A 23,470-nucleotide genomic window follows, 5' to 3' on the forward strand; every position below is an offset into this window, starting at 1 on the left:
CGGCTCCGGTACGACGCGCGAACACGTCGTACCGGAGCCGCTTTTCCGTCACGGCGGCGCGGGGGTGCGCACGGGCTGGCACGGGTCGGAAGGGACCGGCAGGGGACCGGCACCGGGACCGGCACCGGGACCGGCAGGGGACCGGCACCGGGACCGGCAGGGGACCGGCACCGGGACGTCGGCCCCCGGCTCCTCATGCCGGGACGGCCACCGGCTCCGGTTCGGCCACGGGGGTCGGACCGGTACCGGGGCGTCGGCCTCCCGACTCCTTACCCCTTACGCCGGAACGGCCACCGGCTCCGTTTCGGCCACGGGGCGGCGCAGGAACTCGTGCTCGGCCGCACGGTGATAGCCCCTGCGGTCGTACCAGCGGCTGACGCCAAGCCCGATCACCAGGGCCCCGAGGCCGTAACAGGCCACCACCAGCCACGCCCGGGCCGAGATGTCGCCACTACGGAAGAACAGCAGGCTGCGCGCGCCCGCGGCGATGTGACGGGCCGGCAGCAGGCCACCGAGTGTGTCGAGCGCGGCGGGCAGCGCCTCGACCGGCAGCGCCGCTCCGGACAACGGGATGCCGACCAGGGTCAGCAGCAGGAGCGCGACCACCTGGCCGGGGGCGCCGAGGGCGGCGAACAGCGCCAGCGTGACCAGCGTGACCGAGGCACAGGCCGTGCCGCCGAACAGCACGAACTGCACGGTGTGGGTCGCGTCCAGGTCCGTTATCCACAGGCAGAGCAGCGCGACGACCGCGCCCGCGGCGAAGCCCATCACGGCGGCCGGCAGGGACTTGGCCAGGAACGTCGTCGTCCTGGTGATGCGCACGGCGGGCAGCTGCCGGCGGCGCGGCCCCACCTCGAGCGGGACGTAGCCGAGCCGGGAGTCCAGCATCATCGTCAGCAACGACGCCGGCACCAGCCCGGACACGAGCAGCGCGATGGCGAAGTACAGGGGTACGGCCCCCGAGGTCGACCCGCCGGAGGCGCCGCCCGTGCTCCGGACGCTCTCCTTCACCTCCACCGGGTCGCCCAGCAGCGCCAGGAAGCCGCCGGACGGCCCGGCGGACGGCCCGGCGGAGGATCCGGCCGACGATCCGGCCGAGGCCTTGCCCGGCTTCGACACCTGTGCCGTGAGCGCGCCGCCCACCTGCCGCGACACCTGCGCGGCCGCCGTCTGCAGCACCTTGCCCGACATGGAGGCGGCCAGGCCGGCGGTCCCGGTGTGGCCGATGATCTCCAGCGACGGCCGCGGACCGGCCGGGCCGCGACCGTCGAGCAGGGCCAGCGAGCGGCGGGTGAAGTCGGCCGGGACGACGAGCGCGGCGTACGCCTTCTGGTCGTCCAGGAGCCGTTCGGCCTCCGCGCGCGTGGCGACCCGCTGCCACCTCAGCCGCCCGTGATCAGTGGCCTGCGCCAGCTTCCCCGCGACACGGTCACCGAAATTCACCTCGCCCGCCGGCCCGTGGGCACCCCGGTCCTCGGTCACCAGCGCCACGGGGAGGTCGTGCAGATGCCGCTCGGGAGCGGCCGCGGGTCCCAGGTAGCTCAAGGTGGACACGGCGGCGACCACGCACCCGAGCAAGGTCAGGACCCAGGCCAGGGGATGTTTCCAAACTGTCGCGGCCCGCATGGGGGACCACCTTTCCTCGATCGCTCGTGAATGTCCGAACAGGGCTGGCGTGCGGCCGACGGGATGGCCGGCCGTCAGGTGCGTCGCGCTGCCGTGGACTCGTCCTCAACGGCCCGGTTCCGGACCGCGGGTCATCGAGGAACGGAGAGGCAGCCGAACGGGGCCTGAAGCAACAGTGCAACGCAACGGTGCGTTGCGATATTAGGAGTCGATCACCGAGACCGCAACGCACCGTTGCGTTTTGCTTGATACGGTGGACCGCGATGACGGACGACACGCGGACACCAGACAGGACACCCGGCAAAGGCGGCGGCCCCCGCCGCCGTGACGAGATCTTCGCGGCCTGCCTGGAGCTCCTGGCCGAGCACGGTTACGACCTGCTGACGATCGAAGGTGTCGCCCAGCGGGCGAACGTGAACAAGACGACCATCTACCGCTGGTGGCCGTCCAAGTCCGAGCTGCTGCGCGACGCCCTGCTCAACTCGGGCCTGCTCGCCTTCGACCTGCCCGACACCGGCACCCTGGCCGGCGACCTCACCGCCCTCGGCGCCCGGGTCCAGGACCTGCTCGCGGACGAACACAAGCGCGCGGTGGTCGAGTCCGCCCTCGTCGGCGCCGTACGCCACCCCGCCATGCGCGACCTCGTCTCGTCCTTCCTGGAAGACCGCCTGGGCCGGCATCAGCCGATCTTCGTACGCGCCGTCTCCCGCGGCGAACTCCCCGCGTCCTTCGACCCGGCCCTCCTCGTCGACGCCCTCGCCGGCGCCCTCTGGCTCCGCATCCTCGTACGCCGCCGAGGCGTCACCGAGGGCTTCGCCGAGCAGATCGTCAGCCTGCTGATCAACGGCGCCACCGACAGCCCCTCCTGAATCCGTCGGCGGGGAATGAGCTGCCCTGGGCGCGGTCGAGCCTGCGTACCTTGCGCTGTCAGGGCCGGTCCATGCCAATGCAGTTGCTATAGGGCTGCATGGCCGGAGGCAGTCCGAAAGCAGACCGACTCCGACCTTCGGCGGTTGCAACCGGGACATGCTGACCGGCGTCTCAGTTGGCCCGGCGGGCTGACCAGGGAGTGGCGCGACTACAGTCTCAGCTCGTGACCGATGCTGCGCACCGTACTACCGCGGACGACGACGCGCTTCTGGAGAGGCTGCACGCTCTCGCGTGGGGATCGGCGAGTGTGCCTCCCTCTCCTGGACCTCTCCCAGATCAGCCGTTCCCGCCGCTCACGGAGGCGGAAGTGGACGTTGCTGAACGCAGCCTCGGGTATCCCCTGCCGGGATTGCTCCGCCGCATCTACACCGAGGTCGGCGACGGAGGGTTCGGGCCGGAAGGCGGCCTTGCGTCGCTGACACCGCGCCGTGTTCCGCATGGGCATCTGCCGGACTGGCATTGCGCAACGACCATCCATGCCAAGCGGACGGAGTGGGGGGCACCGACGTCGTGGCTCTTCTTGACGGGCGGCGGCTGCACCATGCAGTGGTACGTCTCGCTGATAGCGGTTGATCACCCGGTCCTGCTCTGGGATGCCGACGGCTGGGAACCGGCCTGGGGCCAGGATCCTCATGACGGCCTGCGATATGCGGCGCCATCGCTGCGCCAGTGGCTGTGGACCTGGGCAGACGGCGGCAACGTCTGGGACGAAGTACTGGCACTACCCGAGTAGGGGCCAGCGGGTGATGGCAGAGCAGACGCATTCTGCTGCGGTCGTCCTGCTCGGCGGGTGCTTTTCGGCTTCGCGGTCGGGTCGAGGGCCCGGTGGCCGCCGCGTGGTGGACGGCGAGGGTAGGCCCGCAGTTCCTGTCGGACGCCTTCCGGTGTCCGTGACCTGATCGGCCCGCCGGGGCCGAGGTGGTTCTTGATCTCGTCGAAGGCGAGCTCGATCTCCCAGCGTTCCCGGTAGCGCGCGACCAGCTCGTCGGCCGGGTACTGCTCGGGGTCCAACAGCGTCGTTCCAGGTAGGCGACCGTGTCGTCCTTCGCGAAGGTGGTGACCCGGTAGATCAGTGCTTGGGCAGGGTTCGGCCCTCCCAGGCGGCGCGGAGCCGGACCTCCTTGCCCGGTCGCGCCATCGACAGATACGAGCCGCCCCGAAGTCCTGCCTGGGCGGTGCCGAGGTGGTTGGACTGGAGCCTGACCAGCAGATCCGCGCCCGCCATGGTGATGACGTGAGCGAACTTGACCGACCGGAAGCCGCGGTCGCCGATGACCAGGTCGCCGGGGTGGAGCCGGCCAGCGGGTAGGCGAGGCTGCGTTCTCCGTCGCGGCAGCCGCCGAGGCGAACGTCGAGGACTCCGTGCGTTCCGATCTCGGCGAGGACCACTGCCCTGACCTGGGGGAAGCTCCGGGAGTGGCCGGGGGTGGCGAGCGGGCCGGCCACCTGGCGGAACACGGTCTCCAGCACCTCCTCGCCGAAGCGGGCGCGGGCCCGGCGGCGAGTCGGCAGGCGGTTCGGCCTTGGTGGTCATGGCGCCCCACGGAGACAGGTGTGAAGCGAGCCGCATTCTGGGGCGACTGAAGCCTTTCCTGGGCACGAACCGCCGGAACCTTTCCTCCGCGCCCCGAACGCAACTTCCTCCGACCCCGCTCCGGGCACCCGCAGCAGACGACAGCCACAGTGGAAACGGCACAGCGCTCCGGGCGCAGCCAGCGGGCAGATCAGCCGCCGGCCAGGGCCATCAGGAACCGGATCTCCGCGTCGTCCCGCCCCGCACACACTCCGGGGACCGCGATGAGAGCGGCCAAGGCCCGGCACCAACCCAGCACCCGGCGCGGAGACATGTCGGGAACCAGCGCCGCGAGCTCCTCGATTCGCCGCTCCAGCGTGGCCGGATCTGCAACTCCTTCCAGCACCCAGTCCACCGTGTCGAAGTCCGGGTCGCCCCACGCCGGCCTCGGATCGATCGCCACCATGCGGGCACCCGGACCGGACAGCACGTTGGCCGGGTGGAGATCACCGTGTACGAGCCTCACGGGCCCACTGCCCGCAAGTTCCAGGGCCGCCCCTCGGGCCCGGCCGAGCACCGTTGGGGAAACGACACCGCTCCTGCGGGCCGCCGCCAGCCTGCGCTCCGTCAAGTCGAACAGGAAGTCGATCCGGTGCGAGAGCGGCCGCAGTACTGAATGCTCTCCTGGCACGAGAGGCGAGACCCGCAGGTCTCGCAGCAGACCCGCGACTTCGGGCACCTCCCAGGCGACCTGCCGCACCGGCACTCCCGGTTCCACATCCTCCAGGAGCAGGGCCCCGCGGGCGAGATCCGCTGCCAGCACGTTGACGACCGACGGCACATCCGCCCAGGCGCGCAGGGCTTCGGCCTCCTCGCGAGCGACCAACGGCTGCGGCGTGAGCTTCAGCCACACCGAGGCACCCGTGTCACGCCGCACGCAGCGGAACACCCGCGAGGTGCCCCCGCCACCCGCCGCAACGAGATCCAGCTTCCAACGAGCGGCGAGCTCATGGACGAGACCAGGCAACCCGTCACACCAACCGAGCACGTCACTGCCGAACCGAACGACGAACCGGTCCCGGACCTCTGGCGCGACGCGGACCAGCTCTCTCAACACGCCCCCCGCAGATGGTCGATGCAGTCTCCGCGCATCCTATGAGCACGGTCAGTGCACGGCCCACCGCCTTTCGCGGCCACGGAAAGTGAGGAGCACCCCGCGACTGACCGATCCCGGCTTGATGATCAATCGCTGTCGAAGCTCGCTTCCGGCGCGGACCTTGGGGAGCGGTAGCGGAATGTCACCGGGCAGCAGGTGTCTGGCATCGTATGAATCGTGGCAGCGATAGACGACGCATCCGAAGCCGGCAGCCGTGCCCCCAGCGCCTATACGCCCCTGGTGCAGGCAGCATGGCTGTATCAGGCGGATCAGGTGTGTCCGGAAGATCTGCCGATGGCCGCTGCCCATGCGCTCGCAAAGGGATGGGACACGCCGAGCCTCCGTGAGCTTGCCGGTCTGCCGCGCCATGCGGACCCCCGGCACATCCGTGGCGCATTCGAGCAGGCCCTTGAAGAGTTGGGAATCATCCTGCCCGATCGCACCCTGGCCCTCCGGTACGCGCTGCGAAGGCTGGCCGCGCGATTCATCGCAGGAGAGGCGGATCTTGCCGACCTGGCATCGGACGAGTGGTCGGAGATGGAAGTCGAGACCGCTGAGGAGCGAGCATTCGTGGCGCTCCTCCCGTCATGCGCGTGCTGCATCGAGTACACGCTGGGGCTCGACGAGGCGGCATGGGAAGCGCAACTGCAGATTGCGGCCCGTGTCTTGGTCTCACATCCCAGCGTCGGGCCGGGCTTCTGACGAAAGAGGTCGGAAAGACAGTCGCGATCGCGGAGTGTCACTTCTCGCCGCCACCTCGACATCGTCACTGTCCATGTCCCTGACCGCGGCCTCGTTCTACGGCGCCGGCATCACCGCCGCCGACGGCGCCGTGCTGCCCGTTTCAGCGGCCCTTGTGACCAGCTCGCGCGTGTCGGCGCCGACGACACACCACGGACGTAAAGAAATCCCGGCTGCGGCACCCGCCGCGTGCAAGGGGAACGCCTGCACCGGGAAGAACCCCCAGCAGGAAGGGTGCGGTTCCGGCGCCACCGTGCTCGCGCGGATCAGGCCGGCGGGCGGCGGTCCGGAGGTCCCAGCTCCGGAATTCCACACGCTGCAGCGCGTCGTGGGCACGCATCCAGAAGGCGAACAGCAACTGGCGGTTCAAGATCGAGATCAGGGGCGTGAAGTCGTACATCGCCAATTAGGGGTGACGCCGTGGTCCTCGCTTGAGTGCTGGAATCTCCTCGGCTGGGCCCGCCGGCACGGTGGGTTGTCTGTGAGGAGTCGCGGGCGGGCAGTTCGCTGAGGGGCCCGACCCTGCGCTTCCGGGCGGACGACGATCGTGGGGAGGGATGGAACGCACGCTCGAAGTACCATCCCTGCAAGGTTCTCCGGCCTGTACTTCTCAACCTCCGCAGTGGCGTAGTCGGACGGAGACATCCCTGTAGAGAGGGCAGAGGGCAGAGGGCGATGAGTGTGGCTGAGAGTTGGTCGCGTGTGATGAGTCTTCTTCGGGAGCACGCGCCGGCCGATCACGCGGATCTGCCGGGGCCCGCTACGGAGCAGATGCTCGCGGCAGCCGAAGAGCGGATGGGGATCTCCCTGCATGGGGACCTGCGGACGTGGCTGTTGCAGAACAATCTGGATCTGCCGGAGGAAGATTTCGACGACGACGTGATGTGTTGCGGCTTCGATGGGTTCCCCGACGAGGGGAGCTTCTTTCTGGGCATCCGGGCGATGGAGAGGCTCTACGCGAACCGCTCCACGTCCTGCGGATTCGACCCTCCGGACCAGCCGGACTACCCGTTCTGGCGTAACGAGTGGATCCCGTTCCTGTCGGACCAGGACGGCTGGAGTGGAAAGTTCATTGATGTACGGGACGGGCGCGTCGGCAGCTGGTTTGTGGGTGGCCCCACGGTCACGGGCGAGTACGAATCGATGGCTCAGTATTTCGACTCTGTGGCGGAGACGCTGACGAGGATCGCCGGTGGAAGCTCCCCCGTCTGTCGGTTCACCGAAGGTCGGCTTGTCTGGTCGTGAGACGGTTCCCGACTGGATGATGACCATTGCCAATCCGTCCTCCCCCTGGAAGGGCAATGAGATACACCAGCGTTGACGTTCCAGGGTGATGGCTGCGGCGATGACGGTCATGCGGTTGGGGCTGCAGCAGGCCCGACGGAAGATCTTCCAGGACTTCAGCCTTGCGATGCTTCGTTCGACCGGTGCCCGTTTGCTGCCGACAGGCCCCGGTTGAACGATCGTTGGGTCGTGGTGAGGTCCCGGTTCGGGAGCCTGGCTGCGTAGGTTCCACGCGAGAGCACTTGTCAGCGGATTTCGGCATCACGCAGTGCCCGGAGAGCGTGTGAATGTTGGTGAGAAGTAAGAGCACCCCCGGGTGGCGGGGCTCGATCGTGCGTGCGGAGCTGGCTGTGTTCGTGGCAGGATGACGGCATGTTGATCAGAAAGGGCGATGCCGCGTAGGCGCCCGAAGGCCGTCCGTGCTGAGCGGTGGCGGCCTCGCAGACACGTTGTAGTTCGGCGGATCCGGGGCGTTTCCGCGAGGACTCGTGCAGCTGTCCGCCGCGTCGAGGATGAGCGGATGTGGCCTGGCGCAGTTGTTGACGCGCTCGCCCGTTTCGAGTGGGCGTTCAGGCAACCCGGCCGTTATCTGAACGCATCCCAGGTATGGCAGCCCGGACTGGAGGTGGAGTATGCCCGCGATGATCTGGAAGAGGTCATGCTTCACCTCCCTGGCGGTGCCCGGCGCGATCTCGGCCGGCTGATTGCCCGTATCGACGATGAGTTCGAGCGTCGCACCCTGCCGAACCCTGGGCCGGTGAACGCCTTCACGGTGGGCGGCTGGTGGTGGTCAAGGATCCGCGAGCACTGAGGATGCTCACGAGCCCTCATGCGTCCAGGTCAGCTCGTGGCCAGCTGTTGTTCGGCGTGGGCTCGGGTGGTGGCGAGGCGGTAGGAGTCGGTGCCGGTCTCGATGATGTCGCCGCGTACAGATCGACCTTGGACTTCGGCAGCACCCCGGCCCCCTCGTCGTGCAGAGCACAACGCGCCCCGGCCTACCTGACCCAACCCGACGGTTGAATCGGGCTGGTGCCCCGCCCACGGGCATCACCGGCGGACGTCGGGGTAGGTCCGAAACCCCTTGGACGGCACAGGGGCCAGCTTGCTGAAATGGGAAACAGCCTCTGTTGGAGTCGAAGGGACGCGGCGATGACCGAGATCAGGCTGCACCTATCGGTGCGCGGCCTCACCGACGCGGACCTGCCGGCCTGCACCTGGGCCGGCTCACCCAAGCACGTGCGCGAGCTCGTCCACCAGATCCGCCGTGCCGAGGCGGGCGAGATCGACTACCTGGCAGTCTGCACGCCGGTCGGGCTCCCGGTGGCGGTCGGCGGCATCGACTACACGGTCAAGCCCGGCGCCGGCACGCTCTGGCAACTCGGCGTCCACCCGGCCCTGCAGTCCTGTGGGATCGGCACGCTGCTGATCCGCTCCGCCGAGCAGCGGATCAGCGCCCGGGGCCTGACCCGCGCCGAACTCGGCGTCGAGGAGAGCAACCCGCGCGCCCGCGGCCTCTACGAACGCCTGGGCTACCGGGCCTTCGGCCGCGAGCTCGACTCCTGGGACGTGGAGGCCGAGGACGGCTCGCTCCAGCGGTACGAGACGATGTGCACTCTGATGCGCAAGGACCTGGCGTGACAATGGATTTCAAGGCGTTCGTCGCCGGTGCGTCGGCCGACCCGGCCGTCGTCGGGCTCGTCCTCAAGGGCTCCCGGGCCCACGGCGGCATGACCACCCGTCACTCCGACCACGACCTCTACCTTTGATCTTGGCCAGTGCTCCGGCGTTTACGCCGGGGGTGAGGGCCATCTCAGAACTGCTCTGACCTGCGCCGTGGGCACGGGTCCGCAGTGTTCAGCTCAGCCTACGGGGCGCTTCTGATTCTCGATGTACTGCTTCACGACGGTCAGGGGCGCCCCGCCGCAGCTTCCGGCGAAGTAGGAGCCGGACCAGAAGCGACCGCCCCACAGGTACCGGCGCACATGCGCGTCGTACTCCTTGCGCGGGAGCCGGGCGGAGACGCCTTTGAGGGAGTTGACCAGCTTGGAGAGCTGGACCTTCGGCGGGTAATGCACGAGCAGGTGTATGTGATCTTCTTCGCCGTTGAACTGCTTCAGCTCGGCCTCGAAGTCGCCGCACACCTCCCGCATGATCTCCTCGCAGCGCGTCAGCATGGCGTCGGTCATGGCCTTGCGTCGGTACTTCGTGACGAAAACCAAGTGAACGTGCAGGTTGGAGACGACGTGACGGCCGGTGCGCACATCGGGATTCGGGTTCCAGCGTGGTGACATGAACCACGTATGTATGGTGATCGCTGTGCAGCTCAGGTACGGGTTCCGCTTGTACCCGAACGGTCCTCAGCGCTCGGCGCTGGCCAGGGCGTTCGGGTGCGCTCGGGTGGTCTTCAACGACGCGCTTCGCGTCCGCGAGGACGCCCGTGCGGCCGGGCTGGCGTTCGTCACCTCCGGCGAACTGTCCAAGCGGCTCACGGCGTCGAAGAAGACGCCGGAGCGGGCGTGGCTCGGTGAGGTGTCGTCGGTGATTCTCCAGCAGTCCCTTCGGGACCTGGACACCGCGTACCGGAACTTCTTCGATGGCCTCAAGGGCAAGCGGCCCAAGATGGGACCGCCCCGTTTCAAGTCGAAGCGGGACACCCGGCAGGCGATCCGGTTCACCGCGAACGCCGGATGGAAGATCACTCCTGGAGGGAAGCTGCGGCTTCCCAAGGCCGGCGACGTGAGCGTGAGATGGTCGCGCACCCTGCCGTCCACTCCCACCACCGTGACCGTGATCAAGGACTCCGCAGGTCGTTACTTCGCCTCGTTCGTGCTGGAGACCGGCCCGGAAGAGGTCTTGCCCACCACCACGCCCGAGGTCGGCATAGACCTCGGACTGGGGCACTTCGCGGTCCTCTCCGACGGCCGGAAGGTCGACAGCCCGCGCTTCCTACGCCGGGCTGAGAAGCACCTCAAGAAGGCTCAGCGCGCCCTGTCCCGCAAGGACAAGGGCAGCGCCAACCGGACCAGGGCCCGCGTCAAAGTCGCCCGTGTACATGCACGAGTCGCCGACGCACGGCGCGAGTTTCACCACCAGCTCTCCACCAAGCTGATCCGCGAAAACCAAGCCATCGCGGTGGAAGACCTGGCGGTCAAGGGACTCGCCCGCACGCGCCTTGCCAAGTCCGTGCACGACGCCGGATGGTCGCAGTTCGTGACCATGCTGGAGTACAAGGCCAGCAGGTACGGACGCACCTTCGTGCGCATCGGCCGGTTTGAGCCGACCTCGCAGGTCTGCTCGGCCTGCGGCGTCAAGGACGGCCCCAAGCCCCTGCACGTCCGTGTATGGGAGTGCAAGGAGTGCGGGGCCGTCCTGGACCGAGACATCAACGCGGCGGTCAACGTCGCGAAGGCGGCCGGACTGGCCGTGTCAGCCCGTGGAGCGCAGGTAAGACGGGGACTCGTCCCCGCACAGCGCGATGAAGCAGGAACCCACTCGCAGCCGCGTCCGACAACGGCGCGACAGACGGGAATCGCCCTCCTTTAGGGGGGCGAGGATGTCAACGCTCCGTCAAGAACCACCGCGACGGCAACCCGCTCGCCGGCCACCTCGACGCGGCCGCCAGCATCGGATTCCTGCTCGACCTGCTCTTCGCCCTGGACCGCCGACCGCGCCCCTACAACAAGTACCTGGCCTGGGAGCTGGAGCGGTTCCCGCTGCCCGGCTGGGAGAGCGACGCCCTGCTGGACGCAGTCGCCCGGATCACCGCGACTGGCGAAGTGGCCTCGCAGCAACGGCTCTTCGCCTGGGTGGAGGCGGCTGCCCGGGCTGCCGGTCACGCGGCGGTGCTGGACGCCTGGGGCGAGGACCTGCTATTGATGCGGCCCCACCCGGACTCCCCGGCCCACCTGGACTCCTGACTTTCGGGGCGCCCAGAGCTTGGTGCGGCTACTTGGCCCAGTTGGCAAACGGCTCGTTGGAGACCTCGAACGGCCGTGAGGAATCGTCAAATTCTGTCGACCGACCGGACAGTCCAATGACCGGTCGATCAGGCGAGCGGCTTGCGGTAACGAACATGCTCGTTCTGCCTCCGGAACCCCACGCTCTCGTAAAGATCGTAGGATCGGTGCGGATTTGCCGTGCCCGTGTACAGCCTGGCCGTCGTTGCACCCTGCTCGCGAAGGCTTCGCAGCCCTTCCAGCAGCAGGATCCGGCCGATTCCGAGGCGCCGCTGGTCCGTTCGGACGCTCAGCTCTTGCACCTCGCCCACGGTGGGGTCGTGACCGCGGATGGAGCAGAGGGCCACGCCGAGCATGTCCTGCCCGTTCCACGCAGCCCTCCAGCATGCCGGGTCGGCGGTGTCGACAAAGTCCTGGAAGGACCATTTCTGAGTGAAACCGGTATCCGCGTACGAATCGACGACCGTCCTCCAGGCCGCACGGTAGTGGCTGGTCCCGATCGGCCCCGTCCGTATTCCGGCCGGGAGTTCGCTGCCCGGCTCGGGCAACTGCTGCAGATCGCTCAGCTCCAGCTCGACCAGACTGAAGACACGTCGGTAGCCGGCTGCGAGCAGAAGCTCCGTGGCGTCCTGCTCGGAGACCATGGCATTCGCGCCGATCACTGCCGTCCGCACCGTGCCATGGTCTTCGACCAGCTGGCGGATCCGCTCTTCTGCCCAGCTCAGCATGGCTGACCCGATGCCCTGGTCGCGATGCTCGGGCAAGAGGTATCCGCGGTGCAGGTAAAGCCACGTACCGTCCCGCTCCTGCCACCATCGGATCGCCGAGTAGCCGACGACGCTCCCGTCGAGTACCACCAGGACCTGGTTCTTGGACGGGTCGTCCAGCTTGGCAGAGGCCTCGGCGATCTCGGCCGCTGTCGGGAGCCCTTCCACAACCGAACGGGCGTCGACCCGGTCCCGTTCGACACATCCCAGCCGCACCGCGGCCATGGGGCCGTGGTCCTCGTCGCCCCGATACGGCCGGAACCCGAAGCCGGCTGGGAGGTCCTGTCCTGGCGTGTCATCCGACATGACCGGATGTTCTCGAACTCCGTCGCTCCGCGCCACCAGCCCACCTGGCCCAAGCCGGCGGCCGAATCCGGTATCGCGACTCAGGGGCGGGACTGTACGACGCCGGTCACGCAAGCCGGCCGATTTACCCGAGCGCCCGGCGATCTTGGGGTGGCAGGATCAGGGCATGAGCGCTGATCCGTTGCTGGCCCGTGCCCGCGGCCTGTGGGAGACGCTGGCCGCTGCGCCCGTCTCGTTTGCGCCGTCCGGCGGCGCGACGGTGGTCGTCTCGCCCGAGTCGGGGCTCTGTCCACCGTCCTGGGCAGGCATCGTCGTGCTGGGCGACGCGGCGATCGTCACCGCACCCACGGGGGCCGCCGCGCGAGCGTTGAGGTATGCGATGGCCAACGTACCCACGGACTCTCTCACCGCGGCCGACGTGATCCAGACGGTCCTGCCCGTTGCCGAGGTACTCGGCCCCGCCACCTTGGGGTACGTGTCCTCGGAAGGCTTCCGCCCCGCGGCGACCGGTGCGGCCATCGAGGAGTCGGCTCCTGGGCATCAAGAGCTCCATGGGCTGGTGAGATCAGCAGGGCAGCAGGATGCGGATGAGAGCGGGATGGAGGAGATCACCTCTCCTGCGTTCGTCGTCCGCGAGGGAGCCGACGTGATAGCCGCGGCCGGATACCGGACGTGGCCGGCCTCGACCGCGCACATCAGCGTGCTGACAGCCCCGCGTCACCGGGGCCGCGGACTGGCCCGACAGGTAGCTTCCGCGGCGGTGGCGCACGCACTGGCTGCGAATCTGATGCCCCAGTGGCGGGCTCGGCCGGTGGAATCCCGCAGGGTCGCAGCCGCGCTTGGCTTTCGGGAGTTGGGGACCCAGCTGAGTGTCCGTCTCGACCAGGACAAGCTCGTGTAGGGACAGCCAGGGCGCACGCCGCTCGGTGCGACGGCCACCAGCTCACCCTCCCCGACGCCACCGCCGACCGTCCCGTCAGGCAAAAAGCCAGCTCTCGCCCTCATACGGCACAGCCCTCAGGCGTACGCCCCCGTCACCTGTCGGCAGGCCCATCCGGCAGAGCCAGGCACAGGGCTTCGAGTGCGTTGGCGAACGCGTGCTCGGGCGGCGTGCCGAAGCCGATGACCAGGCCGTCGTGGTCGGCCATCGTGCTGTCCGGGTGGCGGTAGGCAGCCAGGCCTTCGAGCGCGAGGCCCTGGCGACGGGCGGCGCGCAGGGCGGCCTGCTCGGTGCCGGGCGGGAGTTCGAGGACGGCGTGCAGTCCCGCCGCCACCCCGCTCACCCGGACGTGCGGGGCCCGCTGGGCCAGCGTGGCAGCCAGCTGGTCCCGGCGGCGCCGGTAGATCCGGCGCATCCGGCGCAGCTGGCGGTCGTAGGACCCGCAGGCGATGAAGTCGGCGAGCGTGAGCTGTTCGACCACCCCGGACCACATCTCCCGCGTCCCCTTGGCGGCGATCACGTCGTCGACGAGCCATCCGGGCAGCACCATCCATCCCAGGCGCATGGCGGGGGAGAGGCTCTTGCTGACGGAACCGAGGTAGACGACGCGCTCCGGATCGAGTCCTTGGACGGCGCCGACGGGCTCGCGGTCGTATCGGAACTCGCCGTCGTAGTCGTCCTCGACGACCAGCCCGCCGGTGGATCGGGCCCAGTTGACGACGGCCGCGCGCCGTTCGTGGTGCAGAGGCCCGCCCGTGGGGAACTGATGGGCCGGAGTGAGCAGAACGGCTCCAGCCCGCGTGGCCGGCAGCTCCTCGATCCGCGCACCCTGTCCGTCCACGGTCAGCGGCAGGGTGCGCAGACCGGTCTCGGTGGCGACGTCCCGGTGGAACCCCAGTCCGTACGCCTCCACGGCGATCGTGCCGCGCAGCAAGGAGCACAGCAGCCGCAGGCCGTGGGCGAAGCCGGCGCAGATGACGATCCGTTCGGGCGCGGTGCGCACGCCGCGGGCTCGTGCCAGGTACTCGGTGAGCGCCTGCCGCAGTTCGAGGCGGCCTCGTGGATCGCCGACGCCGAAGGCGTCGTGGGGCGCGGCGGCCATGGCGCGGCGGGCGGACGTCATCCAGGCGGTGCGGGGGAACGCGGAGGCGTCGGGGGAACTGGGCATCAGGTCGTAGGCCGGCCGTCGCAGCGTCGTGCGGACCGGCGCGCGCAGCGGGCCCGTTCCCAGCGGTTCGGCTCGCGGTGCGACATGCGTTCCCGAACCCTGCCGGGCGGTCAGCCATCCCTCCTCGACGAGCTCCGCGTACGCGTCGCCGACGGTGTTGCGGGCGATTCCGAGATCGGTGGCGAGGGTCCGGTACGGAGGCAGCCGGGTGCCGGGTGCGAGGCGACCGGAACCGATGGCATCCCGTAAGGCGCGCATGAGTTGAGCGCGGACGCCGCCTGGGCCCCGCAGCACGAGGTGAAGATCTGCACCGCCCTCCGCGGTGGTGTCCGTCGTCGATGCCTGCGAGGAATTGACCCAAGAATTGTTCATGGAAATGCACCATACCGGGGGGCGTTTCCGCTCCTAGGGTCGAGACATGACAACGTTCCAGGTTCCCCAGCGCATGAACTTCTCCCAGGTCGCCCCGAAGGTCTTCAAGGCCGTCCTCGCCCTCGACGCCGCCGCCCGAGAGGGCCTCGACCCGGTCCTTCTCGAACTCGTCCAGATCCGTGCCTCCCAGATCAACAAGTGCGCCTACTGCATCGACTACCACACCGCCGACGCCCGCAAGGCCGGCGAGAGCGAGGAGCGCATCTACCAGCTCAGCGCCTGGGAGGAGTCCAGTCTCTACACCGCCAAGGAGCGCGCGGCGCTCGCCCTGACGGAGGCGGTCACCCTGCTGCCGGCGGGAGTGAGTGACGATGCCTACGCGGAGGCCGAGGAGCACTTCGAGGAGAAGGAGCTGGCCCAGCTCATCGCGCTGATCTTCACCGTCAACGCGTGGAACCGGATGAACGTCACCACGCGCAAGACGCCCGGCACCCCGTAGCAGGCCGCCTGATCCGATCAGCCCACGGGCGGCGGCCGCCCCATGTGCGGTCGCCGCCCGCTCCACATCCTCGACTCGAACGTACATGTGATCAAAGGGTTCCCGCCGTGACCACGATCGACCCCTCGCCGCCCGCCCCCGCGGACACCGGCCGCTCCGCCGTCAAGGGATGGCTCGCCGTCCTCGCCGTGACCCTCGGCATCTTCGCCCTCATGACCTCCGAGCTCCTCCCCGTCGGCCTCCTCACCCCGATCGGCACCGCGCTGGACGTCTCCGAAGGCACCGCGGGGCTGATGGTGACCGTCCCCGGCCTCGTCGCCGCCGTCGCGGCATCACTGGTCACCGTGGCCACCGGCAGACTCGACCGCCGCCTCGTCCTGGCCGTCCTCATCGGCATCGTCGGCGCTGCGAACCTGGCCTCCGCCTTCGCGACCAGTTTCACCGTCGTTCTCGTGGCCCGCTTCCTCATCGGCATCAGCGTGGGCGGCTTCTGGTCCCTCGCGGGCGGTATCGCCCTGCGCCTGGTTCCCGAGCGGCACGTCGGCCGCGCCACAGCCGTGATCTTCGGCGGAGTGGAGACCGCCTCCGTCCTCGGCGTGCCCACCGGCACCCTGCTGGGCGACTTCAGCGGCTGGCGCACCGCCTTCGCGGCCGTCGGCGTCCTCGGCCTGATCTCACTGGCCTGCATGGTCCTCCTGATGCCGAAGGTCGCACCCGAACAGACCATCACCTTCGCCGACCTGCCCAAGGTGTTCCGCTCGAACACCGCCGTCCGGGCCGGCATCGCCATGACCTTCCTGGTCATCACCGGACACTTCGTCGCCTACACCTTCGTTCGCCCCGTCCTCCTGGGCGACGGCATCGACCACAACATGATCAGCGCGCTGCTGCTGACCTTCGGAATTGCCGGCATCTGCGGCAACTTCATCGCCGGCGCCCTGATCGCCAAACGGCTCCGCCCCACCGTGCTCGGCATCAGCATCACCCTCAGCGGCGCCATGACCCTGCTCGCCGCGACCGACCCCAACACCGTCACCGCCGGCGCCATCCTCCTCCTCTGGGGCCTGGGCTACGGAGCCGTCCCCGTCACCTTCCAGACCTGGATCCTCAACGCCGCCCCCGACACGACCGAGGCGGCCTCGTCCCTGTACGTGTCGATGTTCAACCTCTCCATCGCACTCGGCGCCCTCTTCGGCGGCCTTGCCGTCGACCACATCGCGACGACCAGCGTGCTCTGGATCGGTGGCGGCCTCGCCCTCCTCGCGACGCTCGTACTCGGCACGGTCCGCAGCAAGCGGCCAGCGGCCGCCGAGGGCGAAGAGAACGAGGCGCATGCCGAGAACGGCGCCGTCGGCCGGGGTGACGGAGTACGCGTCCCTTGAGTGTGAGCTCGGTATGAGCAGTGGTAAGCCTGCTGGCCAGCCGGTGGCTCGAGAATCCGGTAGAGGCTCGCATTGCGGTCCTGCGATGGTGTCTGTCATGGATTCCGAGTCGCGCACTGATCTCGCTCGTCACTATGACTCAGGGGGCTGGTTGGCTCGGTTCGCGGGTCGGATGCTTGTGGTCTGCCCGCGATGCGAGGGCCGCGCCCTTGTGATCCCGCGGCCTGGCCTTTCTGATCCCAGTTACTTCAGCGAGCTCCTGTTCCAGCCGCGTCGTCTGGCTTGTGGAGGGTGCGGTGCCGTAGCCGACTGGAAACCTGAGGTGCGGGGGGCTGGGCTGGTCGGGGCGGTGCTGGGTGGTAGTGAGGATCCGTTCTTCCAGCGGCCTCTGTGGCTGCAGACCCGTTGCGCCGGTCATATCTTGTGGGCCTACAACGAGGAGCACATCGACGAGCTGTCCGCCTATGTCGGGGCGCGATTGCGAGAGCGTGGCGGCGTAAGGCCGACGATGTCGATGTTCGCTCGACTGCCGGCGTGGATGAAGGCGTCGGACAATCGTGCGGAGGTGTTGGCCGGCCTGGAGACGTTGCGAGCGCTGGCCGAACGGACGGCACCAGCCGACCGCTCCGATGCCGCGCACGGGCGCGGTGACCGTCCCCGAGCGCACAGCAGTATGTACTTCCGGGGCGGCCCTTATGAGTCTTGAAGACTCCGGCCACAGCCATTCGTTGATGCCCGCGATCAGAACGGCTCCGGGGCCGGTGCAACGGATGCCGCGGCGGCGCAGATAGGCACGGCTTCTGCGAGAGGCGTACGCCTTGTCCGCGCGGACTCCCTCTGGTCGGACGCGAGATCGCCCCGAGCCATGAATGTGGTCACCCAACACTCAAGATCCACTTCCGATCCATGCTCTGGAGCTGCCCGGTGGATCGTGCTTCATGGCGGGGGAGTCGTCCCCGTCTGCCTCGGAGCGGTTGAATGCTCGCGTGGTGAACTGGGGACAGATGTACGACTGCCATGGGGGCGTTCATCGCGTCCCTGAACTCCTGGACCGGGTCGAGCACGACGAAGACGCCGAAGCATGGGGCGAGCTGTCTTACCGCTTGGTCCTTGAAGGTGAGCTGGTGTTCCCTGCCAGTTTTGCCGCACTGCCACGCCTGGTACGTCTCGCGTCGCGGAGCGACCGGGCGCGTGGGCTGGCCGGGGCGATCATGCGATGTGCGGCTGGGGAGCACGGCTGTGATGATCTGTTCGCGGCCTGTGCCGACGCCATCGCGGAACTCCGCCAGACGCTGGATCGGCACCTGTGCTCGCGGCCGGCCGACTACCTCACGACCTTCCTTGCCTTGCTTGCGGTCGAGGAGCAGTACCACTGGAGCGCGGTGGTGGGGGACTTCTCGGACGACGTCTACCTGATCGCCTGCCCGCACTGTGCAGTGGAGGTGACGATCGCGATCGGCGATTACGGCCGCTATTCGGCGATCAGGGACTGGCACCTCGGCGATGTCGACCGACGAGACCTGGGGCCGGCGTCCCCCGAGGATCTCAATGACATCGGTAGATGGATGCATGCGACTGCCGTCCGTGACGGGCAGGCCTTCCTCGCCGTAGGAATCGTTCATCTCTTCGGCCGGGCGGAATGCCCGCGCTGTGCCAGCGTCTTCAGCATTGCGGACGAGTACGAGTCCTCCAATCGCCCTGTCATGTGAGCGGCGATGGATGGACCTAACTGGCCACCAGCCGGCAACCGAGCCACGGGCGGATCGAGGCGCAGCTCGGCTGCGCGGCCGACAACCGGCGCCGGATGGCAGGGCTGGTGGCTGTCATCCGGCGCCGCGATCCGACTACGACTCAGGACGTGCTGGGGCAGCCGGGATTCAGAGCCACCGCTGTGCCGCTTCGACGCTGTCCCCGCCGCTGGTGTTGAACGCAATGGCCGCCTGGGGCGCATGGCGGTGGACCAGGTTCACGATCTGTTCGAAGAGGGGAAGCAACTGGTCGGTCTTGCGGATCCCGGCGCCGACGACCACGACGTCCCACGGCTGCTTGGTCAACGATGCGACGAGGGCGGCCTCGGCCGATTCGCCGAACTCGATCAGGGTCATGGCCGCGTCGATGCCGTGCTCACCGAACCGGGCCAGCTCCGCATCGAGCGCCGCACGAAGAGCCTCTCCGTCGACGCCAGGGATCGCTTGCGGGTCGTATCCAACAATGAGTGCAGAAGGCATGCAGTCAACCTACCGAGTTCAGCCGGTACTTGATGTGACGGACGGACAGGGGTGTGACCGAGATGCGCACCCACGGGGCAACGGGATGCTCTTGAAGCCCTGAGCGCTCGTCGCCCGTCACCCATTCGGCTCAGCTTCGGCATCCAGCCGGAAGCGTACGACCCGAAGCCTGTCGTCGACTTCACCCCGCTCCGTGAGCAGGGCCTGATCGCCGCCGGCCTGGGTCAGGCCGCTTGACCCAACCTTCTCGCCTATGCGGCCGCCCTTGTTGGATCGGCATGCGGATCGGCTATGTGGTGGGCCGCAGAAAGCCGACGACGGCCTCCCTTTCCATGTCGATGCCATGCTCGATCTGAGGCGGGACAGGTTCGAACGCATCCACCTGGATGGAGCGCGTGCCGGGGCCACGGGTCCAGGTGGCGATGGCCAGGCCGTCGGCGATGACGGTGGGGCGGATGAGGCCGCCTCCTGGCCAGACGCGGGCCTGGTGGAGAGCGGGGACGGACGCCTCGCGGTTGCGGTAGCCGATCAGGTAGTTGTCGTAGGCGGGCAGCATGCGAACGTCCGGGGTGTCAGAGGGGCGTGGGAGTTCTTTCACCCGCCCGGCGAGCATGGTCAATGCACCGTACTCGGTGATCGCGCCGGATTCCGCCAGCATTTTCCAGGCCCTGCGGGCCCAGGTGATCGGCAGTCCGGACCAGGCGGCGAAGTCCTCCAAGGTGGCGGGGGCGTGCGCGGCCAGGTATCGGCGGGCCAGCTCGGCGAGAGCATCGTCGCCTTCCCACCGCAAGCGCCCGGTGGAGGGCAGCCAGTCGTCGAGCAGGACATACGTGCCCTCACCGGCGCGCTGCGGACCATGGCAGAGGATGCCGGTGAGTGCTGCGTGGCGGATCAGGTGGAACGGCGCCTGCCCGTCCGGCGGGATACCGAGGGTGGTGAGGCGCTCGGTCAGCTCGGCCCGGGTGAGTGGGCCGTGCGCGGCAAGAGCACGCCGGATGAGACGGTCGGCGCGCCGGCGCAGATCATCGCCCAGGCCCAGTTGCTGGTAGCGGCGGCTGGTTGCGGCAAGGATCCGCGGGGACAGCAACTGCAACACCCAGCGGGCCTCGTCGCTGGGGATGGTGTGCAGGGTGCCGCGCATGTACCAGTTGCGGACGATACTCCGCTCTTTCTCGTATGCCCTGCGGATGGCTTGGGCGGTGATGTCCCGGCCGCGTACCCGGATGCCCAGGTCGGCGGCCGTGGCGTCCTGGGCCTGGATGGCGAAGACCCGTCGGACGACCGTCACGGCAGAGGCCTCGCGTGCTCCGCCGGCCAGGGCCTGCGCACAGGCCCGGAGCCTGCGGATGCTCTCGTGGTCGGGCGTCGGGCTGTGCCTCTCGGCCGGCGCGGTCAGGAGACGGCCTTGTCGAGGACGCGGGCGAGTTCGGCGGGCGCGGACAGCATCGGCCAGTGCCCGGTGGGCAGGTCGAAGCGCCGCCACGGCGGCTGGTTCAGGTAGGCCAGCATCGGCACTCCGGCGTCCAGCAGCCCCGTGAAGTCACGACAGGCGATCAGGACACGGTCCACACCGGGACCGGGCTCGGCCGGGCCGGCGAGACGCTGGGTGTAAGTGCCGAACGGCTGAGGGGTGGCACGCGTGCGCAGCACGTTCTGCCGGCCCTCATCGAGCCCGTCGAGGCTGCTGGACAAGCCCAGGACCTCGAACGGCGGCATCGGTAGCCGCCACCCCTCGCCGGAAGCGTCGACCTGCCGGCGCAGCTGGTCCACTGCCTGCGGTGGCATGAGGTCGAGCATGCACATGCCTGCGGCGAACGGCGCGCTGTCCACGTAGATCACGCGCTCCAGCCGGTCGCCGAGACGTCCGGCGGCCCCGGTGACCGGTGCAGCCGCGTAGCTGTGGGCGACCAGCGTGACGTCACGCAGATCGTGCTTTTCGACGAATCCCGCGATGTCCGCGATGTGCGTGTCCAGATCCGTTTGAGGGCCGCCCCGGTCTGCGTGCTCGGCCAGGCCGGTCAGTGTCAGCGGCAGCGCCGTGTGGCCGCGCTCCTGCAGAGCTCGGGCGGTGTCTTCCCAGGCCCATGCCCCGAGCCAGGCGCCGGGAACGAGTACGAAGGTGGCCATGTGATCTCCCTGAAGTGAGGTGCTGCAGGGAGCGTAAAGTCGATACAGGACAGAATCCGCCCTGAAATGCCGAGTGATCCATGTCGCATCCCCTGACCCGTGTGCTGACCCTGCTGGAACTCCTCCAGTCCAACGCCCGGCTCACCGGGACGGAGCTGGCCGACCGGCTGGACACCGACGTGCGCACGGTGCGCCGGTACACCGCGCACCTGCGGGAACTGGGCATCCCCGTGGAGGCCGAACGCGGCCGCCACGGCGGCTACCGGCTGGCCCGCGGCTACCGCATGCCACCCCTGGTCCTCACCAATGACGAGGCTCTCGCCGTCGTCCTCGGCCTGCTCGCGGCAGAACGTCTGGGCATGGGCACCGCCGCACCGGCCAGTGCCGGTGCCCTGGCCAAGATCGAACGGGTGCTTCCGCACGCCCTGCGCGAACCCCTCGCCGCCATGCGGGAGACCCTGTCGTTCACCGCCAACACCGTGATCGGTCAGGCACCCGGAACCGGCGTCCTGCTGGCCCTGGCCCAGGCCTCCCGCGCCCGCACGACCGTCGGCATCCACCATCAGTCCTGGCGCCAGGAACACACCGAACGCGACATCGACCCCTACGGCGTGGTCTTCCACACCGGCCGCTGGTACGTCGTCGGCCACGACCACCTCCGCGACAGCTTGCGCACCTTCCGCATCGACCGCATCACCTCCGTCACCCCCAGAGCCGACACCTTCACCGCACCCGACGGCTTCGACCCCGTCGCCCACCTGACCTCGACCCTCGCTCAGGCGCCCTACCGCTGGCAGGTCGAGGTGACGATCCATGGCCCCCTCGACGAGATCGCCCGCCGGCTGCCTCGCTCAGCGGTGACCCTCACCGCCCAGCCCACCGGCGTTCTCATGCACGCACGGGCAGAACGGCTGGACGGCATGGCCCACATGCTCGCCTCCCTGGAGTGGCCCTTCACCATCCACCATCCCGACGAACTGCGGCAGGCGCTCAAGAATCTGGCCGCCCAGCTCACTGCAGCGGCCCAGCGCAAGCCGGAAGAACTACCGCAGTAGATGCCGGATTTACTGCGGCAGAGTCCTCACCGTGATCAGCGCGACCTGCTGCGGGCCATTCCGGCCGCCGGGACGAGGTGTACGCATTTATCCGCCCCCATGTTCATCTCGGCGAGATGATCCGGAAGGCACGTCCAGCGGCGACGCGCGGTGCCAGTGGCCTGCTCAGTCGTCGAACCACACGACGAGGCGCACGTTGTCGTCACCGTGCTGCTCTGCGAGTTCTTTCATGGATTCCCAGACGGGTTGCCACTCGCCGGTTTCGGTGACGGCATCTCTGCGGCGGATGGTGACCGATTTGTAGAGCGTGTCCCCGACGAGCCACTCACTTCCTTCGGGCCACTCCCGAACCTCGCCGCCTTTGAGACCGACAGCATCGGCGAATGCGGGACTCCAGGCGGCCTTGCCCGTCATCCTGAGCCCGCTCGGCGTCTGGCGGTATTCGTGAAGCCGGCCGTCGGGCTTCTCTGCGGGCTCGTCCCAGTCGACGGCCTTCACCTCGGCCCACGTGATCCACGTGGTGCCCTGAAAGCCGTCTTCGCCGTACCACTCGGTCAACTGGGCGAATTGCGCACTCACGGCGGCCGAGGCGTCGGCGGGAAACCCCCTGCCTGCGGCCAAGGGACGGAAGTTCGCGTAGTTGCGGACCCCGAAGAGACAACCGAACGCGTCGTAGTTACGGACATCGTTGAGGGAGCTGAGGTCGTGCGCGCCGCACCAGGTCGGCTCCTGATCGTCTTGCAGGACCCGATATTCGAGGAAGCCGCTTATGTCTGTGCCCATGCCAGGCATTCTGCCGACGCCGTCAAATTGGTTTCGTCCGCGCAGGATCGATGACCTGCGCATACGTGAGCTGCCTGGTCAGGAGGTTCTGGGGGGTGAGAAACAGTGCCCGGACGCGGCCTTACGGTCAAAGCGCGGACCGCAGCGGTGACCGTAGTCCGGTGTCAACGGATGGGAGCAGTACCGACGGCATGTAATCCGAAGGAAGCGGCCTACCCCTGCGGTGCCAGGGTGCGCAGGACGTCGAACTCATTGCCCTCGGGGTCGGCCATGACCACCCAGTTCCGGTCCGGACCCTGGCCCACGTCCGCCCTCGTGGCGCCGAGACCGAGCAGTCTGGTCACCTCGTCCTCGGTGCTGCCGTCGATCGGGCTGACATCGAGATGAAGCCGGTTCTTGACGGTCTTGCCCTCGGGTACACGGATGAACATCAGCGTGGGCGGCATCTGGCGGGCCCGGACATCCTCGACGGTGGGGACCCAGGAGCCGATCTCCACCTTGCCCTCGCTCCGGTCGATCACCTTGAAGTCCAGGACCTCGCACCAGAAGGCCGCGAGCCTCTCCGGATCGTGGCAGTCAACGGTCAACTCGGTGAACCTGCTTGTCATGCACTTCTCCCAGATCGTACGGACGGTGC

General features: G+C 68.6%; 25 protein-coding genes and 4 pseudogenes. 15 read left to right on the top strand and 14 right to left on the bottom strand.

The window, feature by feature from the left end; all coding sequences use genetic code 11:
* Positions 1 to 276: 276 nt before the first annotated feature.
* Positions 277 to 1,554 (bottom strand): ABC transporter permease, encoded by a 1,278-nt coding sequence (locus tag ACFYU9_RS25435; protein WP_389346115.1) that lies wholly within the window; start codon positions 1,552 to 1,554, stop codon positions 277 to 279.
* 335 nt (positions 1,555 to 1,889) lie between these two features.
* Here ACFYU9_RS25435 and ACFYU9_RS25440 point away from each other — a divergent pair, with 335 nt between their 5' ends.
* Positions 1,890 to 2,495, top strand: a complete 606-nt coding sequence (locus tag ACFYU9_RS25440) for a TetR/AcrR family transcriptional regulator (RefSeq protein ID WP_389212074.1) — start codon at positions 1,890 to 1,892, stop codon at positions 2,493 to 2,495.
* A gap of 308 nt (positions 2,496 to 2,803) precedes the next feature.
* Positions 2,804 to 3,289, top strand: coding sequence for an SMI1/KNR4 family protein (locus ACFYU9_RS25445; protein ID WP_389346239.1), 486 nt, complete (start codon positions 2,804 to 2,806; stop codon positions 3,287 to 3,289).
* On the opposite strand, the pseudogene ACFYU9_RS25450 reads toward ACFYU9_RS25445, so the two are convergent.
* The 3 genes and pseudogenes from ACFYU9_RS25450 to ACFYU9_RS25460 form a co-directional block, all read right to left on the bottom strand.
* Positions 3,187 to 3,624: pseudogene (locus ACFYU9_RS25450) on the bottom strand (transposase); the annotation flags it as partial. The gene ACFYU9_RS25445 and the pseudogene ACFYU9_RS25450 sit on opposite strands and share 103 nt — an antisense overlap.
* A gap of 1 nt (position 3,625) precedes the next feature.
* The gene (locus tag ACFYU9_RS25455; protein WP_389346245.1) at positions 3,626 to 3,781 is read right to left on the bottom strand and encodes a hypothetical protein; all 156 of its coding nucleotides are present in this window, start codon (positions 3,779 to 3,781) and stop codon (positions 3,626 to 3,628) included.
* A gap of 499 nt (positions 3,782 to 4,280) precedes the next feature.
* Positions 4,281 to 5,186: an aminoglycoside phosphotransferase family protein gene (locus ACFYU9_RS25460; protein WP_389346116.1), complete on the bottom strand. Its 906-nt coding sequence runs from the start codon at positions 5,184 to 5,186 to the stop codon at positions 4,281 to 4,283.
* Positions 5,187 to 5,402: 216 nt separating this feature from the next.
* Here ACFYU9_RS25460 and ACFYU9_RS25465 point away from each other — a divergent pair, with 216 nt between their 5' ends.
* The 3 genes from ACFYU9_RS25465 to ACFYU9_RS25475 all read left to right on the top strand — a co-directional run bounded on the left by ACFYU9_RS25465 (position 5,403) and on the right by ACFYU9_RS25475 (position 7,211).
* The gene (locus ACFYU9_RS25465) at positions 5,403 to 5,927 is read left to right on the top strand and encodes a hypothetical protein (RefSeq protein ID WP_389346117.1); all 525 of its coding nucleotides are present in this window, start codon (positions 5,403 to 5,405) and stop codon (positions 5,925 to 5,927) included.
* A 73-nt stretch (positions 5,928 to 6,000) separates the two neighbouring features.
* Positions 6,001 to 6,477 (top strand): hypothetical protein, encoded by a 477-nt coding sequence (locus ACFYU9_RS25470; RefSeq protein ID WP_389346118.1) that lies wholly within the window; start codon positions 6,001 to 6,003, stop codon positions 6,475 to 6,477.
* A 164-nt stretch (positions 6,478 to 6,641) separates the two neighbouring features.
* The gene (locus ACFYU9_RS25475) at positions 6,642 to 7,211 is read left to right on the top strand and encodes an SMI1/KNR4 family protein (protein WP_389346119.1); all 570 of its coding nucleotides are present in this window, start codon (positions 6,642 to 6,644) and stop codon (positions 7,209 to 7,211) included.
* A gap of 69 nt (positions 7,212 to 7,280) precedes the next feature.
* Here ACFYU9_RS25475 and ACFYU9_RS25480 read toward each other — a convergent pair.
* Positions 7,281 to 7,465 (bottom strand): annotated as a pseudogene (locus tag ACFYU9_RS25480) (transposase family protein); the annotation flags it as partial.
* A 305-nt stretch (positions 7,466 to 7,770) separates the two neighbouring features.
* Between ACFYU9_RS25480 and ACFYU9_RS25485 the strand changes: the two are divergent.
* Positions 7,771 to 8,061, top strand: coding sequence for a hypothetical protein (locus tag ACFYU9_RS25485; protein WP_389212085.1), 291 nt, complete (start codon positions 7,771 to 7,773; stop codon positions 8,059 to 8,061).
* Between the two features lie 29 nt (positions 8,062 to 8,090).
* Here the strand turns inward: ACFYU9_RS25485 and ACFYU9_RS25490 are convergent.
* A pseudogene (locus ACFYU9_RS25490) lies at positions 8,091 to 8,174 on the bottom strand (AAA family ATPase); the annotation flags it as partial.
* 225 nt (positions 8,175 to 8,399) lie between these two features.
* Between ACFYU9_RS25490 and ACFYU9_RS25495 the strand changes: the two are divergent.
* Both ACFYU9_RS25495 and ACFYU9_RS25500 read left to right on the top strand, forming a co-directional pair.
* On the top strand, positions 8,400 to 8,888 hold the full coding sequence (locus ACFYU9_RS25495; protein ID WP_389346121.1) for a GNAT family N-acetyltransferase: 489 nt from the start codon (positions 8,400 to 8,402) through the stop codon (positions 8,886 to 8,888).
* Entirely contained in the window at positions 8,885 to 9,016 is a 132-nt protein-coding gene (locus ACFYU9_RS25500; protein WP_389346246.1) for a hypothetical protein, read from the top strand. The genes ACFYU9_RS25495 and ACFYU9_RS25500 overlap by 4 nt, the downstream gene beginning before the upstream one ends.
* A 93-nt stretch (positions 9,017 to 9,109) precedes the next feature.
* Here ACFYU9_RS25500 and tnpA read toward each other — a convergent pair whose 3' ends face one another.
* A complete protein-coding gene (tnpA, locus tag ACFYU9_RS25505) occupies positions 9,110 to 9,541 on the bottom strand; it encodes an IS200/IS605 family transposase (protein WP_389346122.1) in 432 nt (143 codons plus the stop codon).
* Positions 9,542 to 9,566: 25 nt separating this feature from the next.
* Between tnpA and ACFYU9_RS25510 the strand changes: the two genes are divergently transcribed.
* Both ACFYU9_RS25510 and ACFYU9_RS25515 read left to right on the top strand, forming a co-directional pair.
* A complete protein-coding gene (locus ACFYU9_RS25510) occupies positions 9,567 to 10,793 on the top strand; it encodes an RNA-guided endonuclease InsQ/TnpB family protein (RefSeq protein WP_389346123.1) in 1,227 nt (408 codons plus the stop codon).
* Between the two features lie 17 nt (positions 10,794 to 10,810).
* Positions 10,811 to 11,167 (top strand): annotated as a pseudogene (locus ACFYU9_RS25515) (hypothetical protein); the annotation flags it as partial.
* Positions 11,168 to 11,295: 128 nt separating this feature from the next.
* On the opposite strand, the gene ACFYU9_RS25520 reads toward ACFYU9_RS25515, so the two are convergent.
* Positions 11,296 to 12,279 (bottom strand): GNAT family N-acetyltransferase, encoded by a 984-nt coding sequence (locus ACFYU9_RS25520; protein WP_389346124.1) that lies wholly within the window; start codon positions 12,277 to 12,279, stop codon positions 11,296 to 11,298.
* Between the two features lie 166 nt (positions 12,280 to 12,445).
* On the opposite strand from ACFYU9_RS25520, the gene ACFYU9_RS25525 reads away from it, so the two are divergent.
* Positions 12,446 to 13,180, top strand: coding sequence for a GNAT family N-acetyltransferase (locus ACFYU9_RS25525; protein ID WP_389346125.1), 735 nt, complete (start codon positions 12,446 to 12,448; stop codon positions 13,178 to 13,180).
* Positions 13,181 to 13,313: 133 nt separating this feature from the next.
* On the opposite strand, the gene ACFYU9_RS25530 is transcribed toward ACFYU9_RS25525, so the two are convergent.
* On the bottom strand, positions 13,314 to 14,759 hold the full coding sequence (locus tag ACFYU9_RS25530; protein WP_389346126.1) for a PLP-dependent aminotransferase family protein: 1,446 nt from the start codon (positions 14,757 to 14,759) through the stop codon (positions 13,314 to 13,316).
* A gap of 73 nt (positions 14,760 to 14,832) precedes the next feature.
* On the opposite strand from ACFYU9_RS25530, the gene ACFYU9_RS25535 reads away from it, so the two are divergent.
* The 3 genes from ACFYU9_RS25535 to ACFYU9_RS25545 all read left to right on the top strand — a co-directional run bounded on the left by ACFYU9_RS25535 (position 14,833) and on the right by ACFYU9_RS25545 (position 18,349).
* Positions 14,833 to 15,258 carry a carboxymuconolactone decarboxylase family protein gene (locus ACFYU9_RS25535; protein WP_389346240.1) on the top strand — a complete coding sequence of 142 codons (426 nt, stop codon included), beginning with the start codon at positions 14,833 to 14,835 and terminating at the stop codon, positions 15,256 to 15,258.
* Positions 15,259 to 15,365: 107 nt separating this feature from the next.
* Positions 15,366 to 16,640 (top strand): MFS transporter, encoded by a 1,275-nt coding sequence (locus tag ACFYU9_RS25540; protein ID WP_389346127.1) that lies wholly within the window; start codon positions 15,366 to 15,368, stop codon positions 16,638 to 16,640.
* Between the two features lie 989 nt (positions 16,641 to 17,629).
* A complete protein-coding gene (locus ACFYU9_RS25545; RefSeq protein ID WP_389346128.1) occupies positions 17,630 to 18,349 on the top strand; it encodes a hypothetical protein in 720 nt (239 codons plus the stop codon).
* A 168-nt stretch (positions 18,350 to 18,517) separates the two neighbouring features.
* On the opposite strand, the gene ACFYU9_RS25550 is transcribed toward ACFYU9_RS25545, so the two are convergent.
* From ACFYU9_RS25550 to ACFYU9_RS25560, 3 genes are all read right to left on the bottom strand, one after another.
* On the bottom strand, positions 18,518 to 18,868 hold the full coding sequence (locus ACFYU9_RS25550) for a hypothetical protein (protein WP_389346129.1): 351 nt from the start codon (positions 18,866 to 18,868) through the stop codon (positions 18,518 to 18,520).
* Between the two features lie 289 nt (positions 18,869 to 19,157).
* A complete protein-coding gene (locus ACFYU9_RS25555) occupies positions 19,158 to 20,156 on the bottom strand; it encodes a winged helix DNA-binding domain-containing protein (protein ID WP_389346130.1) in 999 nt (332 codons plus the stop codon).
* A 104-nt stretch (positions 20,157 to 20,260) separates the two neighbouring features.
* Positions 20,261 to 20,995, bottom strand: a complete 735-nt coding sequence (locus tag ACFYU9_RS25560) for an alpha/beta fold hydrolase (RefSeq protein WP_389346131.1) — start codon at positions 20,993 to 20,995, stop codon at positions 20,261 to 20,263.
* An 80-nt stretch (positions 20,996 to 21,075) separates the two neighbouring features.
* Between ACFYU9_RS25560 and ACFYU9_RS25565 the strand changes: the two genes are divergently transcribed.
* The gene (locus ACFYU9_RS25565) at positions 21,076 to 22,050 is read left to right on the top strand and encodes a helix-turn-helix transcriptional regulator (RefSeq protein ID WP_389346133.1); all 975 of its coding nucleotides are present in this window, start codon (positions 21,076 to 21,078) and stop codon (positions 22,048 to 22,050) included.
* A gap of 165 nt (positions 22,051 to 22,215) precedes the next feature.
* Here the strand turns inward: ACFYU9_RS25565 and ACFYU9_RS25570 are convergent, their stop codons facing one another.
* A complete protein-coding gene (locus ACFYU9_RS25570) occupies positions 22,216 to 22,833 on the bottom strand; it encodes a hypothetical protein (RefSeq protein WP_389346134.1) in 618 nt (205 codons plus the stop codon).
* A 212-nt stretch (positions 22,834 to 23,045) separates the two neighbouring features.
* A complete protein-coding gene (locus tag ACFYU9_RS25575) occupies positions 23,046 to 23,441 on the bottom strand; it encodes a VOC family protein (RefSeq protein WP_389346136.1) in 396 nt (131 codons plus the stop codon).
* Positions 23,442 to 23,470 lie beyond the last annotated feature (29 nt).

The organism is Streptomyces sp. NPDC004327, from assembly GCF_042873935.1.
Classification (GTDB): Bacteria; Actinomycetota; Actinomycetes; order Streptomycetales; family Streptomycetaceae; genus Streptomyces.

What these genes read in the sequence shown, in the direction of transcription:
- ACFYU9_RS25440 (WP_389212074.1), top strand. Translation starts at nt 1,890, where the DNA reads ATGACGGACGACACGCGGACACCAGACAGGACACCCGGCAAAGGCGGC.
- ACFYU9_RS25455 (WP_389346245.1), bottom strand. Translation starts at nt 3,781, where the DNA reads ATGGCGGGCGCGGATCTGCTGGTCAGGCTCCAGTCCAACCACCTCGGC.
- ACFYU9_RS25470 (WP_389346118.1), top strand. Translation starts at nt 6,001, where the DNA reads ATGTCCCTGACCGCGGCCTCGTTCTACGGCGCCGGCATCACCGCCGCC.
- ACFYU9_RS25475 (WP_389346119.1), top strand. Translation starts at nt 6,642, where the DNA reads ATGAGTGTGGCTGAGAGTTGGTCGCGTGTGATGAGTCTTCTTCGGGAG.
- ACFYU9_RS25485 (WP_389212085.1), top strand. Translation starts at nt 7,771, where the DNA reads ATGTGGCCTGGCGCAGTTGTTGACGCGCTCGCCCGTTTCGAGTGGGCG.
- ACFYU9_RS25495 (WP_389346121.1), top strand. Translation starts at nt 8,400, where the DNA reads ATGACCGAGATCAGGCTGCACCTATCGGTGCGCGGCCTCACCGACGCG.
- tnpA (WP_389346122.1), bottom strand. Translation starts at nt 9,541, where the DNA reads ATGTCACCACGCTGGAACCCGAATCCCGATGTGCGCACCGGCCGTCAC.
- ACFYU9_RS25520 (WP_389346124.1), bottom strand. Translation starts at nt 12,279, where the DNA reads ATGTCGGATGACACGCCAGGACAGGACCTCCCAGCCGGCTTCGGGTTC.
- ACFYU9_RS25525 (WP_389346125.1), top strand. Translation starts at nt 12,446, where the DNA reads ATGAGCGCTGATCCGTTGCTGGCCCGTGCCCGCGGCCTGTGGGAGACG.
- ACFYU9_RS25530 (WP_389346126.1), bottom strand. Translation starts at nt 14,759, where the DNA reads ATGAACAATTCTTGGGTCAATTCCTCGCAGGCATCGACGACGGACACC.
- ACFYU9_RS25535 (WP_389346240.1), top strand. Translation starts at nt 14,833, where the DNA reads ATGAACTTCTCCCAGGTCGCCCCGAAGGTCTTCAAGGCCGTCCTCGCC.
- ACFYU9_RS25550 (WP_389346129.1), bottom strand. Translation starts at nt 18,868, where the DNA reads ATGCCTTCTGCACTCATTGTTGGATACGACCCGCAAGCGATCCCTGGC.
- ACFYU9_RS25560 (WP_389346131.1), bottom strand. Translation starts at nt 20,995, where the DNA reads ATGGCCACCTTCGTACTCGTTCCCGGCGCCTGGCTCGGGGCATGGGCC.
- ACFYU9_RS25565 (WP_389346133.1), top strand. Translation starts at nt 21,076, where the DNA reads ATGTCGCATCCCCTGACCCGTGTGCTGACCCTGCTGGAACTCCTCCAG.
- ACFYU9_RS25570 (WP_389346134.1), bottom strand. Translation starts at nt 22,833, where the DNA reads ATGGGCACAGACATAAGCGGCTTCCTCGAATATCGGGTCCTGCAAGAC.
- ACFYU9_RS25575 (WP_389346136.1), bottom strand. Translation starts at nt 23,441, where the DNA reads ATGACAAGCAGGTTCACCGAGTTGACCGTTGACTGCCACGATCCGGAG.